At 25.6% G+C, this 12,910-nt stretch carries 17 protein-coding genes; 10 read left to right on the forward strand and 7 right to left on the reverse strand.

All coding sequences use genetic code 11. The features are described from left to right. Positions 1-209 precede the first annotated feature (209 nt). The 4 genes from iorA to ACA134_RS03055 all read left to right on the forward strand — a co-directional run bounded on the left by iorA (position 210) and on the right by ACA134_RS03055 (position 3,375). Complete coding sequence (gene iorA, locus ACA134_RS03040) at positions 210-2,084, forward strand: indolepyruvate ferredoxin oxidoreductase subunit alpha (protein WP_409200712.1); 1,875 nt, start codon at positions 210-212, stop codon at positions 2,082-2,084. Position 2,085: 1 nt separating this feature from the next. Next, the gene (locus tag ACA134_RS03045; RefSeq protein ID WP_409200713.1) at positions 2,086-2,679 is read left to right on the forward strand and encodes an indolepyruvate oxidoreductase subunit beta; all 594 of its coding nucleotides are present in this window, start codon (positions 2,086-2,088) and stop codon (positions 2,677-2,679) included. A 62-nt stretch (positions 2,680-2,741) separates the two neighbouring features. Further along, the gene (locus ACA134_RS03050) at positions 2,742-3,020 is read left to right on the forward strand and encodes a hypothetical protein (protein WP_409200714.1); all 279 of its coding nucleotides are present in this window, start codon (positions 2,742-2,744) and stop codon (positions 3,018-3,020) included. A 25-nt stretch (positions 3,021-3,045) separates the two neighbouring features. Then, a complete protein-coding gene (locus tag ACA134_RS03055) occupies positions 3,046-3,375 on the forward strand; it encodes a hypothetical protein (protein ID WP_409200715.1) in 330 nt (109 codons plus the stop codon). Between the two features lie 3 nt (positions 3,376-3,378). On the opposite strand, the gene ACA134_RS03060 is transcribed toward ACA134_RS03055, so the two are convergent. The 3 genes from ACA134_RS03060 to ACA134_RS03070 all read right to left on the reverse strand — a co-directional run bounded on the left by ACA134_RS03060 (position 3,379) and on the right by ACA134_RS03070 (position 5,834). Beyond that, positions 3,379-3,810: an amino acid-binding protein gene (locus tag ACA134_RS03060; RefSeq protein WP_409200716.1), complete on the reverse strand. Its 432-nt coding sequence runs from the start codon at positions 3,808-3,810 to the stop codon at positions 3,379-3,381. 11 nt (positions 3,811-3,821) lie between these two features. Then, positions 3,822-5,123 carry a phenylacetate--CoA ligase family protein gene (locus ACA134_RS03065; RefSeq protein WP_409200717.1) on the reverse strand — a complete coding sequence of 434 codons (1,302 nt, stop codon included), beginning with the start codon at positions 5,121-5,123 and terminating at the stop codon, positions 3,822-3,824. Between the two features lie 81 nt (positions 5,124-5,204). Beyond that, on the reverse strand, positions 5,205-5,834 hold the full coding sequence (locus ACA134_RS03070; RefSeq protein ID WP_409200718.1) for a queuosine precursor transporter: 630 nt from the start codon (positions 5,832-5,834) through the stop codon (positions 5,205-5,207). 119 nt (positions 5,835-5,953) lie between these two features. On the opposite strand from ACA134_RS03070, the gene ACA134_RS03075 reads away from it, so the two are divergent. From ACA134_RS03075 to pyrE, 4 genes are all read left to right on the forward strand, one after another. Then, positions 5,954-7,546 (forward strand): sodium:solute symporter, encoded by a 1,593-nt coding sequence (locus tag ACA134_RS03075; protein WP_409200719.1) that lies wholly within the window; start codon positions 5,954-5,956, stop codon positions 7,544-7,546. Between the two features lie 9 nt (positions 7,547-7,555). After that, entirely contained in the window at positions 7,556-7,666 is a 111-nt protein-coding gene (locus tag ACA134_RS03080; RefSeq protein ID WP_409200720.1) for a symporter small accessory protein, read from the forward strand. A gap of 70 nt (positions 7,667-7,736) precedes the next feature. After that, positions 7,737-7,973 carry a PRC-barrel domain-containing protein gene (locus ACA134_RS03085; protein WP_409200721.1) on the forward strand — a complete coding sequence of 79 codons (237 nt, stop codon included), beginning with the start codon at positions 7,737-7,739 and terminating at the stop codon, positions 7,971-7,973. A gap of 15 nt (positions 7,974-7,988) precedes the next feature. Continuing rightward, complete coding sequence (gene pyrE / locus ACA134_RS03090) at positions 7,989-8,513, forward strand: orotate phosphoribosyltransferase (protein WP_409200722.1); 525 nt, start codon at positions 7,989-7,991, stop codon at positions 8,511-8,513. An 8-nt stretch (positions 8,514-8,521) separates the two neighbouring features. Here pyrE and ACA134_RS03095 read toward each other — a convergent pair whose 3' ends face one another. From ACA134_RS03095 to ACA134_RS03110, 4 genes are read right to left on the reverse strand one after another with little or no spacing between them, the layout of a single operon-like run. Continuing rightward, positions 8,522-9,034 carry a molybdenum cofactor biosynthesis protein B gene (locus ACA134_RS03095; RefSeq protein WP_409200723.1) on the reverse strand — a complete coding sequence of 171 codons (513 nt, stop codon included), beginning with the start codon at positions 9,032-9,034 and terminating at the stop codon, positions 8,522-8,524. A gap of 51 nt (positions 9,035-9,085) precedes the next feature. Next, positions 9,086-9,361 (reverse strand): ArsR/SmtB family transcription factor, encoded by a 276-nt coding sequence (locus ACA134_RS03100; protein ID WP_409200724.1) that lies wholly within the window; start codon positions 9,359-9,361, stop codon positions 9,086-9,088. Between the two features lie 14 nt (positions 9,362-9,375). Continuing rightward, positions 9,376-10,164, reverse strand: coding sequence for a helix-turn-helix transcriptional regulator (locus ACA134_RS03105; protein ID WP_409200725.1), 789 nt, complete (start codon positions 10,162-10,164; stop codon positions 9,376-9,378). Then, positions 10,161-10,985, reverse strand: coding sequence for a helix-turn-helix transcriptional regulator (locus tag ACA134_RS03110; RefSeq protein WP_409200726.1), 825 nt, complete (start codon positions 10,983-10,985; stop codon positions 10,161-10,163). Before ACA134_RS03110 ends, ACA134_RS03105 begins: the two co-directional genes overlap by 4 nt. Positions 10,986-11,206: 221 nt before the next feature. Between ACA134_RS03110 and ACA134_RS03115 the strand changes: the two genes are divergently transcribed. Both ACA134_RS03115 and ACA134_RS03120 read left to right on the forward strand, forming a co-directional pair. Beyond that, entirely contained in the window at positions 11,207-11,716 is a 510-nt protein-coding gene (locus ACA134_RS03115; RefSeq protein ID WP_409200727.1) for a type II toxin-antitoxin system VapC family toxin, read from the forward strand. Further along, entirely contained in the window at positions 11,716-12,882 is a 1,167-nt protein-coding gene (locus ACA134_RS03120) for a DUF2117 domain-containing protein (RefSeq protein ID WP_409200728.1), read from the forward strand. Before ACA134_RS03115 ends, ACA134_RS03120 begins: the two co-directional genes overlap by 1 nt. Positions 12,883-12,910: the final 28 nt, after the last annotated feature.

Genomic DNA, 12,910 nt, shown 5'->3' on the forward strand with positions numbered 1-12,910 from the left:
TCCTTCTCGAAAATTTAAAATCAAAAAACTAAAATATTTTATATACTATATTATAATATATTTATGATTATAAAGATATAAATAATTTTTTTTATTTATAGATTTTTTGAAATATTTTTGAAATAATTAAATGGATTACATGATTTGTTAAATTTTAATAAATTATTTTATAATAATTTGTATGTTATAATATACAAAGAGGAAAGATAATGAATTTAAAACAGTTAGTAACTGGAGAAAATGGAGATAAACAATTTTTACTTGGAAATGAGGCAGCTGTTAGAGGAGCTATTGAAGCAGGTGTTTCAGTTGCTGCAACTTATCCTGGTACACCATCTTCTGAAATTGGAGATGTTTTATCATATGTAGCTAAGGATGCAGGAATATATTTCGAGTTTTCAACAAATGAAAAAGTTGCAATGGAGGTAGCTGCTACTGCTGCAGCTTCAGGACTTAGATCATTTACTTTTATGAAACATGTAGGAATGAATGTAGCTAGTGATTCTTTCATGACAACTGCTTATTCTGGAGTTCGTGGAGGTATGGTTATTTTAGTTGCAGATGATCCTTCTGTATTTTCATCTCAAAATGAGCAAGATACAAGGCATTATGGGAGACTTGCTAATTTACCAATCTTAGAACCTTCAAATTGTCAAGAAATTAAAGATATGGTAGTTTATGGCTTTGACTTATCAGAACAATTTGAACTACCTGTAATTATTAGAACTACTACTAGAACTTCCCATATGAGAGGAATTGTTGAATTGGGTAATATAAGAGATAAAAATGAAAAAGGATATTTCAAAAAAGATCCTTCAAGATTTGTTCCTGTTCCAGCATTTTCCCTTACAATGCATGAGAGATTATGTGATAAAATTAGTGATGTTAATAAAGTAGCTGATGAAGATGATTTTAATAAATCAATTTCTTTAAATGATAGTTCTACTTTAGCAATAATTTCTTCAAGTAGTGCTTTTAACTATGCATATGATGTTATAAATGAAAATAAACTAGATTTGGATATTTTAAAATTAGGATTTTCTTATCCATTTCCTAAAAAAAGAGTTTATGACTTTATAAAAGATTTAAAAGGAATTTTTATTGTTGAGGAAGTAGACCCTATAATGGAAAAGGAAGTTTTAGCTATTATTGGTGAATATAATTTAGATATTAAAGTTTATGGTAAATTAGATGGTACTTTTCCTTTAATTCATGAATTTAATCCCGATATTATTAAAAAAGGTCTTAATAAAGTTTTAAACTTTACAGAAATTAATGAAATTAAATATTCTGAAAATTTAGACAATTTAATTAAAAATATTCCTAATCGTGCACCAGTTTTATGTCCAGGATGTCCTCATCGAGCTATGTTTTATGCTGTTAAGAAGGCTATGATTGATTTAAGATTACCAGAAAAAGATGTAATTTTTGCATCAGATATTGGTTGTTATACATTAGGACTAAATCCTCCATATAAAACAGCTGATTATTTGTTATCTATGGGTTCAAGTATAGGGGATGGTTGTGGATTTTCCACATCAACAGATCAAAAAGTAGTTAGTTTTATTGGTGATTCAACATTTTTCCATAGTGGTATATCTCCACTTGTAAATGCAGTCCATAATAAACATAATTTTATTGTAACTGTATTAGATAATAGAATTACAGCTATGACTGGTGGTCAATCAAATCCAGGAATGCCAATTGATGGTATGGGTGATGATGCTCCAGAAATATCTATTGAAGAACTTGCAAAAGCTGCTGGATGTGATTTTGTAAGAGTTATAAATCCAATGAATTTAGAAGAAACAATTAATACTTATAAAGAAGCATTTGAACATGAAGGAGTATCTGTTATTATATCTAAATATCCTTGTGTTTTAATTAAAGGATTAGCTAAAAGACCTCCTGTAAAATTAAATGAAGAAAAATGTACTAATTGTAATATTTGTATTAATAAATTAGCTTGTCCAGCTATTTCACTTAAAGATGATAAAATAGTCATTGATGAAGCTGCTTGTAATGGTTGTAACTTATGTATACAAACATGTAAATATGATGCTATTGAAAAAGGAGATGCTTAAAATGTCTGAAGGTTATAACATTTATATATGTGGTGTTGGAGGCCAAGGAATAATAAAAACTTCAGTTATTATTGGTGAAGCTGCTATGAATGAAGGACTTGATGTTACTATGAGTGAAATTCATGGAATGAGTCAAAGAGAAGGATCAGTTTCAACAGAACTTAGAATTGGAGACTTTAAAAGTTCTATTATTCCACGTAATGCTGCAGATGCTTTACTTTCATTTGAGCCAATTGAAACAATTAGGGGTATTGATAAAGCCAACAAAAACACAAAAATTGTATTTAATACATTTCCAATACATCCATCATCAATTAATTCTTCTAATATGAATTATCCTGAAGTAGATGAAATTATCTCATATTTAAAAGAAGATTTCAATTATGTGTTTCCTATTGATGGAAATGAACTAGCTATTAAAGCAGGTAATATTTTATCTGTTAATATGGTATTGCTCGGAGCTATTGTAGCTGATGATAAGTTCCCATTATCTAAAGAAACTATTATTGAGTCAATGAAAAATAATTTAAATCCTAAGTTTCACGAATTAAATTTAAAAGCTATTGAATATGGATTTAATGCTGTTAATGATTAAATATAAAAAGAATATAATAATTATTAAATATTATAAAAAAGAAAAATATATAAGTGGTAAATATGGCATATAAAATAGATAATGCTATTATAAAAAAAGATAAAGATGGAAATTTAACTTTAATTGATCCTGAAAATCATTTTAAAAATAAAGATGTTTTTGTTGCTGTTGATAGCGATGATTTGATTTCCATTCAACTTCTAGCTAATAGTATAATTAATAATGACTTTAGAAAGTGGAGAGAGATATCAAACTTTAAAGATACTGATAAAATTAAAAACCTATTTATTAAATTAGGATATACAAAAGAAGATATTGCTAATTTACTTAAAGATTTTTAAATATTTATTTATTGGGGGAGTTAAAATGCCTGAGTTTAAACTAACCAAAGAATCCGGTGTTAACAAATTTGAGATTTTAATGGCTGTTGATTTTGATGAGGATGGAAACATTGAAAACCAGGAATATTATGATGGTGAAGAGTGGTCTGATAATCCTGCAGATTTAAGAATTTGCAGTACTTTATGCGATACAGACGATCAAGAAGAATGGAATAATTTCTTTAATGATTTTATGTATTTATTGGAGTCTGATGATTTATTTAATGAATTAAAGAAATTAAAAACTCCAGAAGATTCATATTTCTTAATTGATGAAGGAATTGAAGTAAAATTAGATGATGATGAAAGTTTATAATAGCTATAAACTTTCTATGTCTTTTGATGCAAGTAATTCCGCATTTTGAGATTTTAAAAGTTCTTTTCCTTTTTCCATATCTTCTAACCTCATGACAACTAATGCTTGATCTATTTTATGTGTTATAAATGCATACAAGTATTCTACATTTATTTTTTCATTATCTAATATATCAAGTACAGAATTTAACCCATTAGGTTCATCTGGAATTTTAACTATAATTACTTCATTCTTTTTTACTAAAAATCCATCATTTTCAAGAGCTTCAACTGCTTTATCAATATTACTAACAATTAATCTTAAAATTCCATATTTTGTTGTATCAGCTATTGAAAGAGCTCTAATATTTATTTTTGCATTAGATAATGTATTAATAGCTTTTTTTAATCTTCCTTCTTTATTTTCAATAAATACTGAAATTTGGTATACTGTCATTTTTATGCCTCCTATTCAAAATTCCTTTTATCAATTACTCTTACAGCTTTTCCTTCACTTCTAGGTAGTGATCCAGGTTCACATAAAGTTACTTCGACTCTTAAACCAATTTCTTTTTTAATCATACTAGCTATTTTATTTTCAGCTAATTCCATTTCTTTAATCTCATCAGAGAATAGTTCACTTGATGCTTCGACTTTTACTTCTAATTCATCTAAATAATCAGGTCTCGTGACTACAATCTGATAATTAGGGCTAATTCCTTTAATTTTAAGTAATGCAGTTTCAATTTGTGATGGGAATATTAAAACACCTCTGATTTTTAACATATCATCAGTTCTACCAGTGATTCTATCCATTCTAACTAAAGTTCTACCACAAGCACACTTTTCTCCCCTAAGTGTGGTTATATCTTTGGTTCTAAATCTAAGTATAGGCATTCCTTCTCTTGTTAGGGTTGTAAGAACTAATTCTCCTTTTTCATCATTTCCTAAAACTTCTCCAGTATCTGGATTAATCACTTCAGGATAAAAATGATCATCAGAAATATGTAAACCATTCTTCTTGGGACATTCTTGTGCAACTCCAGGACCCATAATTTCAGTTAATCCATAAATATTTAATGCGGTTATGCCTAATTTTTTTTCTAATTCATTTCTCATTTCTTCTGTCCACATTTCAGCTCCAAAAATTCCTGATTTTAAATTTATATCATCAGAACTATATCCTTCCTTTTCAAGAGTTTCAGCTAAATACATTGCATAAGAAGGAGTACATGAAATTATTGAACTTTGAAAATCAATCATCACCTCAATTTGTTTTTTAGTGTTTCCTGCAGATATTGGAATTACAGTTGCTCCAAACTTATGAGCTCCATGATGAATTCCAAGTCCACCTGTAAAAAGACCATATCCATAACAATTTTGAATTTTATCTTTCTTTTCTCCAAGTGCCATTCCGATAGCTCTTGCAACTATTTCTCCCCAAATATCTATATCTTTTTCAGTATATCCTGAAACAGTTGGTTTTCCAGTAGTTCCAGAAGAAGTATGAATTTCAACTATCTCTTCATCAGGAACAGCAAAATTTTTAAAAGGATATGCAGCTCTTAAATCTGCTTTATCCGTAAATGGAAGTTTTTCTATATCTTTTAAGCTTTTAATATCTTCTGGTTTTACTTCTACAGAATCCATTTTTTCTTTATATAGGGGTACATTATTATAAGCTTTTTTTACAGTTTCTTTTAGTCTTTTTAATTGAAGTTTTTCTTTTTCTTCTTTTTCCATACATTCTGCTTCTTTATTCCATACCATTTTATCCCTTTTTTTAAAAATTTAGATAATTTATTCTTAATATTATTTTGATTTTTCTAAATTAAAGCTTTTATTATATAATTAATATTCAATAACTTTTATTATTTTCCTTGTAACAGGATAAATTACTACTTCATATGCAGTTTTAAATAATGTTTGTACAACTATCATTGTTATTAATGCATAAATAGGCATGGATCCAATAAATGCTATTGTAATAAATAATGATGAATCAGCTATTTCTCCAAAAAATGTAGAAACTGAACATCTAAAAAACAGATATTTTTCTGCTTTTTCTTTTAAATAAACCATAATATATGCATTTATTAAAGAACCTATAAGATATCCACTAAAACTTGCAACTAAAACTCTTAAACTATTACTAAATACGACATTAAATGCTTCAGCACCAGTAAAATATTGTGATGGAGGTAACCAAATAGCTATTTGAAATAGTATAACTGCTAATAAATTCAATAAAAATCCTAAAAATATTACTTTTTTTGTCTTTTCAAAACCATATATTTCAGCTAATATATCACTAACTACAAAAATTATAGGATAGATTATTACAGAAACTGGAAGAGTTATAGCTGCTAAACTAAATGTTTTAAATGCTAATAAATTACTTATAATTAAACATACACAAAATATTCCAGTTAAAATAGTATAACTTTCTACTTTTGATATTTCTATATTTGTTTTAAACATTTAAACCTCTTTTAAAATTTTATTAAAATATTATATAGTTATATAAAAGTTTATATAACTTTTAATTTAAACATAATTATTAATTTAAAACTAATTTTTATATTTATTGGGGACGTGTTATGGATTTTGGAATTTTAGCAATTGTATTTATTATTTATTTTGTCATAATTGGATATACTGGTTATGTAGCTTGGAAGAGAACTAAGTCTTCAGAAGATTTCATGATTGCAGGTAAGGATACTCATCCTTATATTATGGCTTTAAGTTATGGTGCTACTTTTATTTCAACAGCAGCTATTATAGGCTTTGGAGGCCTTGCTGGTAAATATGGTATGGGAATTTTATGGTTAGTATTTTTAAATGTATTTGTAGGGGTTTTTATAGCATTTGTCGTTTTTGGTAAAAGAACTCGTAGAATGGGTCATAGCTTAGGTTCTCTAACTTTTCCTCAGTTTTTATCTAATAGATTCAATAGTAAATTTATTCAAACTTTTAGTGGTATTTTAATTTTCTGTGCAATGCCAATTTATGCATCTGTTGTTTTAATTGGAGCTGCACGGTTTATGGAATCATCCTTATTTATGGATTTTAATTTATCTCTTTTAATTTTATCAATTGTAATTGGCGCTTATGTTTTATTTGGAGGAATTAAAGGGGTAATGTATACTGATGCTGTTCAAGGAACAATCATGGTTTTTACAATGTTATTTTTGCTTGTTTTTGTTTATTGGACTCTTGGGGGTGTTCAAGAAGCACATATTGCATTATCAAACATGGCTAATCTATATCCTGCATCTGCATCAGCAGCAGGAGGTGTTAGTTGGACAGCATTTCCAATAAGTGGAACGCCTTATTGGTGGGAACTTGTTTCATCTACTTTAATTGGTGTAGGTATTGGAGTACTTGCACAACCTCAATTAATTGTAAGATTCATGACTGTTAAATCTGATAAAGAACTTAATCGATCTGTTTTAATGGGAGGATTATTTATAGCTCTTATTCCAGGAACTGCTTATCTTGTAGGAGCATTATCTAATGTTTATTTCATGGAACATCTGGGAAAAATAGCTGTTGATGTTGTTGGAAATGTGGATAAGATTATTCCTACTTTTATTTCTATGGCATTACCTGAATGGTTTGTTTATGTATTTTTATTGACTTTACTTGCTGCTGCTATGTCTACAATCAGTTCACAATTTCATACTCAAGGAACAGCTTTTGGAGTAGATATTTATGGAACACTTCGTAAAAAATATGCTGATCGTTCAAATCAAATTCCAATAGCAAGATTAGGGATTTTTATTTCAATTGTTTTAGCTTTAGCTTTAGGTCTTGTTTTACCTGGCAGTGTTGTTGCAACAGGTACTAGTATATTCTTTGAAATATGTGCAGGAGCATTTTTACCAGTATTTATAGCTGCACTATTTTGGAAAAGAGCTACAAAAGAAGGAGCTATTGCAGGAATTTTATCTGGAACTTTTACAAGTATTTTCTGGTTATTATTTGTATTTAATAAAACAGCTCAAGGTATTGGAATATGTCAAGCATTGTTTGGTCAACCATATTTAATTACAACATATCCTTGGCCTTTTGTTGATGTAATATTAATAGCTGTTCCTATTTCAGCTATTTTTACTATAGTAGTTAGTTTACTTACAAAACCAATTTCTGAGAAGGTTGTAAATAAAGCATTTGAAAATATTGGTAAATAAGGTGTTAGTATGGTTTTAGGTATTGAAGATCCTTGGATTTGGGGAGTTTTTGTTTTATTAATATTGTCTGTTATTCTTTGTGTTGTATATGGTATTGTTTATTGGAACAGAGATTATTAATAATTTTAATTTTTTTTAGAAAAATTTTAATAGTACTATTTACATTAAATATAAAATAAGGATTGATATTATGAGATTTATGGAAGATTTAATTAAAAAAGAAGTTATTAACTCAAATGCATTTATTGTTGGAAAAATTACAGATGTAAAGTTTAATAAAGAAACTTTTGAACTTCAAGATTTAGTTGTTAAAAGAAGTTCTTTTTCTGATTCTATAAAAGCATCTAAAAGTGAAGATTTAATTCCTGTAGAATTGATTAAAAATATTGGCGATAAAGTTGTTTTAAAAGGCGAATATGACTTGTAATTTTTGGTTTTTATAATGTCTTCTAAAGAATATTTAATTGAAATTCTAAAAGAAAATAATGTCTTCAAAGAAGGGACTTTCACATTAGCCTCTGGTAAAGAAAGTAACTATTATATTGATATGAAAAAAGCTATTACAGAACCTGAAATATTATCTACAATAGCTGAACTTATATCTACTGAAATTTCTAATGATAATATTGATAAAATTGCTGGACCTGCTTTAGGAGCAGTACCTATTGCAACTGCAGTTTCACTTAAAAGTAATATTCCTCTTTTAATGATTAGAAAAGAAAAAAAAGGTTATGGTACTTCAAAATTAATTGAAGGAGAATTAAATAAAGGAGATTCGGTGATTGTTGTAGAAGATGTTACAACTACTGGTGGATCTTTATTAAAAGCTATTAAAGCTATAGAAGATAATGGTGGGATTGTTAAAAAGGCTTTTACTGTTGTAGATCGTGAAGATGGAGCTACAAATTTATTTAAAAGTGAAAATATTGATTTTGAACCATTAATTTCTGTTAATGAATTTTTTTAAATGATACTTTATCTTCTTGCATGATTTACTAAATGATTTAATTCATTAATAAATATTTCAAGACCAGTTTGAACTGCATTTGGTGAACCTGGCATTGAAATAATAATTACTTTTTTATAAATTCCTGCTGTGGCTCTTGATAAAAGTGCACCTGAACCTAACTCTTCATAAGATTTTTGTCTAAATATTTCTCCAAATCCATCTAATTTTTTATCAAATAATGGTTCAACTGTTTCTATTGTTATATCTCTACTTTCTATTCCAGTTCCACCAGTTGTAATAATAACATCTATCTTTTCTGTTATCATTTCTTCAATTGTTTTAATTAAAAGATCTTTTTCATCTGGAATTATTTTTTTTAATTTAATAGTATATTTTGCTTCAAGTTTTTCTTTAATATAATGTCCTGACCTATCATTTGATGAATCTTCTCTAGATTTGCTATCACTTAAAGTGATTATACCACAGTTTATATCTTTAGGAGATAATTTTTTATGCAATTCCATGCTTTTACTTTTCATATAAATCCCATTATTAATTAATTATTAATTAATTTATTTTAAGATATATATCTATCCAATAATCTTTTTAATTTCTTCTAAATATTTTTTATTTTTATATAATTTATTTGATATAAAATATGATGCTCCATACTTTTTATCTTCTTTTTCAACAATTTCTTTATCTAATAATATTTCTAAATGATAATTTATAGTTCTATATTGCATTCCTAAAGTTTTTGCTAGTTGATTAGTATTATATGATTTTTTAAATAAAGCTTCAACAATTTTAATTCGTGTTTTCCCACCACGTGAACTTAAAAATAGTGAGTTAAATAAATTTTTCATTTTTCTCACCTTTTTTAAATTTTAATCTTTTGACCTTTATTTTTATATTCATTAAATACTTCTAATCCCCATTTAATTCCATTGTTTGTTTGATCAATTAATATTTGGGAATCATCATAATATCCATCTTTTAAAAATAAAGTTATTGAAATAAAGTGATTGCTACAAGTTATAAATAAATCAATATTTTCATCTATTGTTATAAAATCAATTTTTTTACTTTTATTTATTTTTTTAAATTCATCACTTTCTTTTATTGATTTTAATATTTCATTACTTGTGATAATTTCAATTTTTTCAAGATTATTTTTTTCTAAAAGTGAAAATATATTATTTAAATGAATTTCTGAGAAAATTGGCAAAATTACTTTAAGATATTCACTTTCTTTTAATAGATTAAAATATTTAGTAATTGGTTTTGATAAATTGTTTGTATCAGCTGTAATACATTCGGTATTTTTTAATAAATATAAATTATGCAATGATTTCTCAGGTAAAGATTCTATTGAATGATTTTTCCAAAAATCTATGTTTTTATCAATTGCATACCAATTTTCAATTAATTTAATCATATTTATAGCAAGAAGATAGCCATTTGATGTTAAAAAATAGTATTTATTAGACTTTCTAATTAAATTTAAATTTTCTAATTCTTTAAGTCCATGTAATATTGTTGCTGATGGTTTATTCAATTCATTTCTTAAAAGTTCTAAGTTTTTCTCTTCTTCATATAAACTAATTATTAATTTTGTTCGCATTGAAGAAGTCAAGAGATATTTTATTTCTTTAAATTCTTTTTTCATAAAATCTCTCCACATATTAAAGGATTATTATTAATATGTTCAAACAAATCTAATGCCCAGTCTATTGCAATAGGATCTTTAGAACTTAATAACCTATTTTGATCATATGTTCCATCAACTTTAAATAAACCTAAACTCATATTTTTATCATTAATTGTTAAAGATAAGTTTAAATTTTTATTAATACTTTTTATTTTAAGTTTTTTATTTTTAATTGCCTCTTTAATTAAATTCTTATTTATATTATCAAATAAATGCTTTTCAATGTTTTTTGGAATTATAATTTCTATTTTAGCTCCATTTTTTAATAATTCTTCAATTATTTCAGGATAATCAGGATGCAAGTATGGAAAAATTACTTTTAATTTGTTAGAATTTTTAATTAGTTTTTTCATATGATTATGAGGTTTGTATATATCTATGGATGTTGATTCTATTATTTTAGAATTATTTAATGAAGTTATATCCATTAATGATATAGAATCTATTTCTGTTATTGTATGATTATTCCAAAATTTATTAAAATTAGTAATTAGTTTTATTAATTTATTAAATTCAAGTATATTTTTTAAATAGACATTACAAATAGAATTGGTATGATATTTTCCATTTTTCTTATAAATAAAATCTCTTTTATCTAATTTTCCTATGTTACTTGAAATTGAGCTATATGTCAAACTTGTATAGTCAACTATTTCTCTGATTGTCATTGGTTTTTCTTGTAGAGAATTTAAAATTCTTAACCTAATTTCAGATTTAGCTAAAAACTTTAATTCTGCTTCGATAGTATTTAAGTCTTTGAATCCATTGATTGTTACCATAAAAATCACCTGTTTTTAATTTAATAATTTTATATCAAATTAAAATTCACTAGTCACTTAGTAATTGTCGGTTAAATTAATAATATTCGACATCTCTTAAATATCTTTTTCAAAATTGGTATTAATAAAAATAATTTTTATGCTTCTTCAACAATTATTATTTTATTTGAATATTTTTAAGTTTCAATAACTTTATTACTTTTTAACATTAAATTATTCTTATGGAAATATACTATGTATTAGATGCTTCTGCATTCATAAATGGATTTCATATTAATAATAATTTTAACTTCACAATTTCAGAAATAACAGAAGAAGTAAAGGATATGAAATCTAAATTACTCTTAGAAGAGTATATTAATACAAATAAATTGATTATTAAAAATCCTTCAAAAAAATACATTGATGACCTTGAAAAGATTGTTTCTGAATCTGGTGATGTATTAAGGTTATCTGTTCCTGATAAAAAAATAGTTGCATTAGCTTTAGAATTTTCAAAAGAAAATAAAAATGTTAAAGTTATTACAGATGATTATACAATTCAAAATGTCTTAAAAATTTTAAATATTCCATTTAAAGGAATTATAACTGAAGGAATTAATGAAGTTTATAATTGGAAAAAAATCTGTATGGGTTGTAAGAAGTCTTTTCCAGTTGATTATTCTTTTGATGATTGTGATGTTTGTGGATCTAAAGTATATAAAAAGAGGATTAAAACGGGGAAAAATTAATGAAAATAGCTATTGTTGTTCATGGACCTAATATAATTGATTCTGGATATGCATCAAAAATTATAGAATTAATTAGTAAAAATAATACTATTGATGCTAAATTAGGTGGAACAATGGGTAGAACTGCTGTTATTGATGCATCACTAGAAAATGTTATTGATATTAGTGAAAAGCTTTTACCAAGTGAATCTTTAAAGATTTTATCTTTTAAATGTCCTGATGCTATTTTTTTAATTAATTATGGTAAATCATCAACTACAGGTCATGTTTTTGGTTATAAAGTTTATAATAACTATTTAAAAAAGACTAAAAATACTCAAATTCCTTTTATTCAAATTGAAAGACCTGGTGAGTCAGATGGATCTTTAATATTTCACAATGTTGATATGGCTATTTTAAATAATGAACTTAATGAATTAATTAATAAGTTAGTTAGTTTTTTCAAATTAATAATAATTACAAATAAACAAATTCAAGATAAACATTTTAATAATGAAAATTTAACTAATCAGGAAAGAACAATTCATGGAGTAAGTCCTAATGAAAATATACTAATTAATGGGGTTGTAATTGGTAAATCTACATCTGATGAGTTAACATTAATTTCTAAAAATGATTTTTTAACTGAAATTAAAGGTGGATTTTTAAAAGACCATGGGGTAGAAAAATTAGGAAAATTTAACTTAAATACAGCTATTGTAAAAACTGGACTTTTAAGAAAATCTAATATTAAACCAAGAACTTTAACTAATAATAAAAACAAATCAACATTTAAAATAGCTTATCTAGATCACGCAGCCGAGAACATTTATAATTTTAATGATGCAGATTTAGTTGTAACTGTTGGTGATGATACAACTCTTTTAGCTAGTGATATATTATTTAGATTTAATATTCCTGTTATTGGAATTACTGATGGGGATTTAGATAAATTAGTCGAAAAAGGGTTTAAAACTGATGATTCAGTAATTTTCAAACTTGAAAGTGGTGTAGATGATATTGTAGGTTTGAAGATTTTTGAAAAATTATTTTATGGGAAACTTTTCCTAGATTTTTCAATTGATAATATTGATTTTGAAAATTTTAAAAAAGATAAGATTAATGAATTTAAAAGTAAAATTATAGAAATAATAAATAATAGTAGTTATAAATATACTATTGAATAGTTGAGACCATTTTTATAATATATTGCAA

The organism is Methanobrevibacter sp. DSM 116169 (genome assembly GCF_046197865.1).
In the GTDB taxonomy this organism is placed as follows: Archaea; Methanobacteriota; Methanobacteria; order Methanobacteriales; family Methanobacteriaceae; genus JAHKLT01.

Excerpts from the sequence above, each read along its gene's own strand:
- ACA134_RS03070 (WP_409200718.1), bottom strand. The coding sequence starts at position 5,834 with ATGTTTAAAACAAATATAGAAATATCAAAAGTAGAAAGTTATACTATT.
- ACA134_RS03080 (WP_409200720.1), top strand. The coding sequence starts at position 7,556 with ATGGTTTTAGGTATTGAAGATCCTTGGATTTGGGGAGTTTTTGTTTTA.
- ACA134_RS03095 (WP_409200723.1), bottom strand. The coding sequence starts at position 9,034 with ATGAAAAGTAAAAGCATGGAATTGCATAAAAAATTATCTCCTAAAGAT.
- ACA134_RS03055 (WP_409200715.1), top strand. The coding sequence starts at position 3,046 with ATGCCTGAGTTTAAACTAACCAAAGAATCCGGTGTTAACAAATTTGAG.
- ACA134_RS03050 (WP_409200714.1), top strand. The coding sequence starts at position 2,742 with ATGGCATATAAAATAGATAATGCTATTATAAAAAAAGATAAAGATGGA.
- ACA134_RS03105 (WP_409200725.1), bottom strand. The coding sequence starts at position 10,164 with ATGAAAAAAGAATTTAAAGAAATAAAATATCTCTTGACTTCTTCAATG.
- ACA134_RS03060 (WP_409200716.1), bottom strand. The coding sequence starts at position 3,810 with ATGACAGTATACCAAATTTCAGTATTTATTGAAAATAAAGAAGGAAGA.
- ACA134_RS03075 (WP_409200719.1), top strand. The coding sequence starts at position 5,954 with ATGGATTTTGGAATTTTAGCAATTGTATTTATTATTTATTTTGTCATA.
- ACA134_RS03085 (WP_409200721.1), top strand. The coding sequence starts at position 7,737 with ATGAGATTTATGGAAGATTTAATTAAAAAAGAAGTTATTAACTCAAAT.
- iorA (WP_409200712.1), top strand. The coding sequence starts at position 210 with ATGAATTTAAAACAGTTAGTAACTGGAGAAAATGGAGATAAACAATTT.
- ACA134_RS03045 (WP_409200713.1), top strand. The coding sequence starts at position 2,086 with ATGTCTGAAGGTTATAACATTTATATATGTGGTGTTGGAGGCCAAGGA.
- ACA134_RS03100 (WP_409200724.1), bottom strand. The coding sequence starts at position 9,361 with ATGAAAAATTTATTTAACTCACTATTTTTAAGTTCACGTGGTGGGAAA.
- ACA134_RS03110 (WP_409200726.1), bottom strand. The coding sequence starts at position 10,985 with ATGGTAACAATCAATGGATTCAAAGACTTAAATACTATCGAAGCAGAA.
- ACA134_RS03120 (WP_409200728.1), top strand. The coding sequence starts at position 11,716 with ATGAAAATAGCTATTGTTGTTCATGGACCTAATATAATTGATTCTGGA.
- ACA134_RS03115 (WP_409200727.1), top strand. The coding sequence starts at position 11,207 with ATGGAAATATACTATGTATTAGATGCTTCTGCATTCATAAATGGATTT.
- pyrE (WP_409200722.1), top strand. The coding sequence starts at position 7,989 with ATGTCTTCTAAAGAATATTTAATTGAAATTCTAAAAGAAAATAATGTC.
- ACA134_RS03065 (WP_409200717.1), bottom strand. The coding sequence starts at position 5,123 with ATGGTATGGAATAAAGAAGCAGAATGTATGGAAAAAGAAGAAAAAGAA.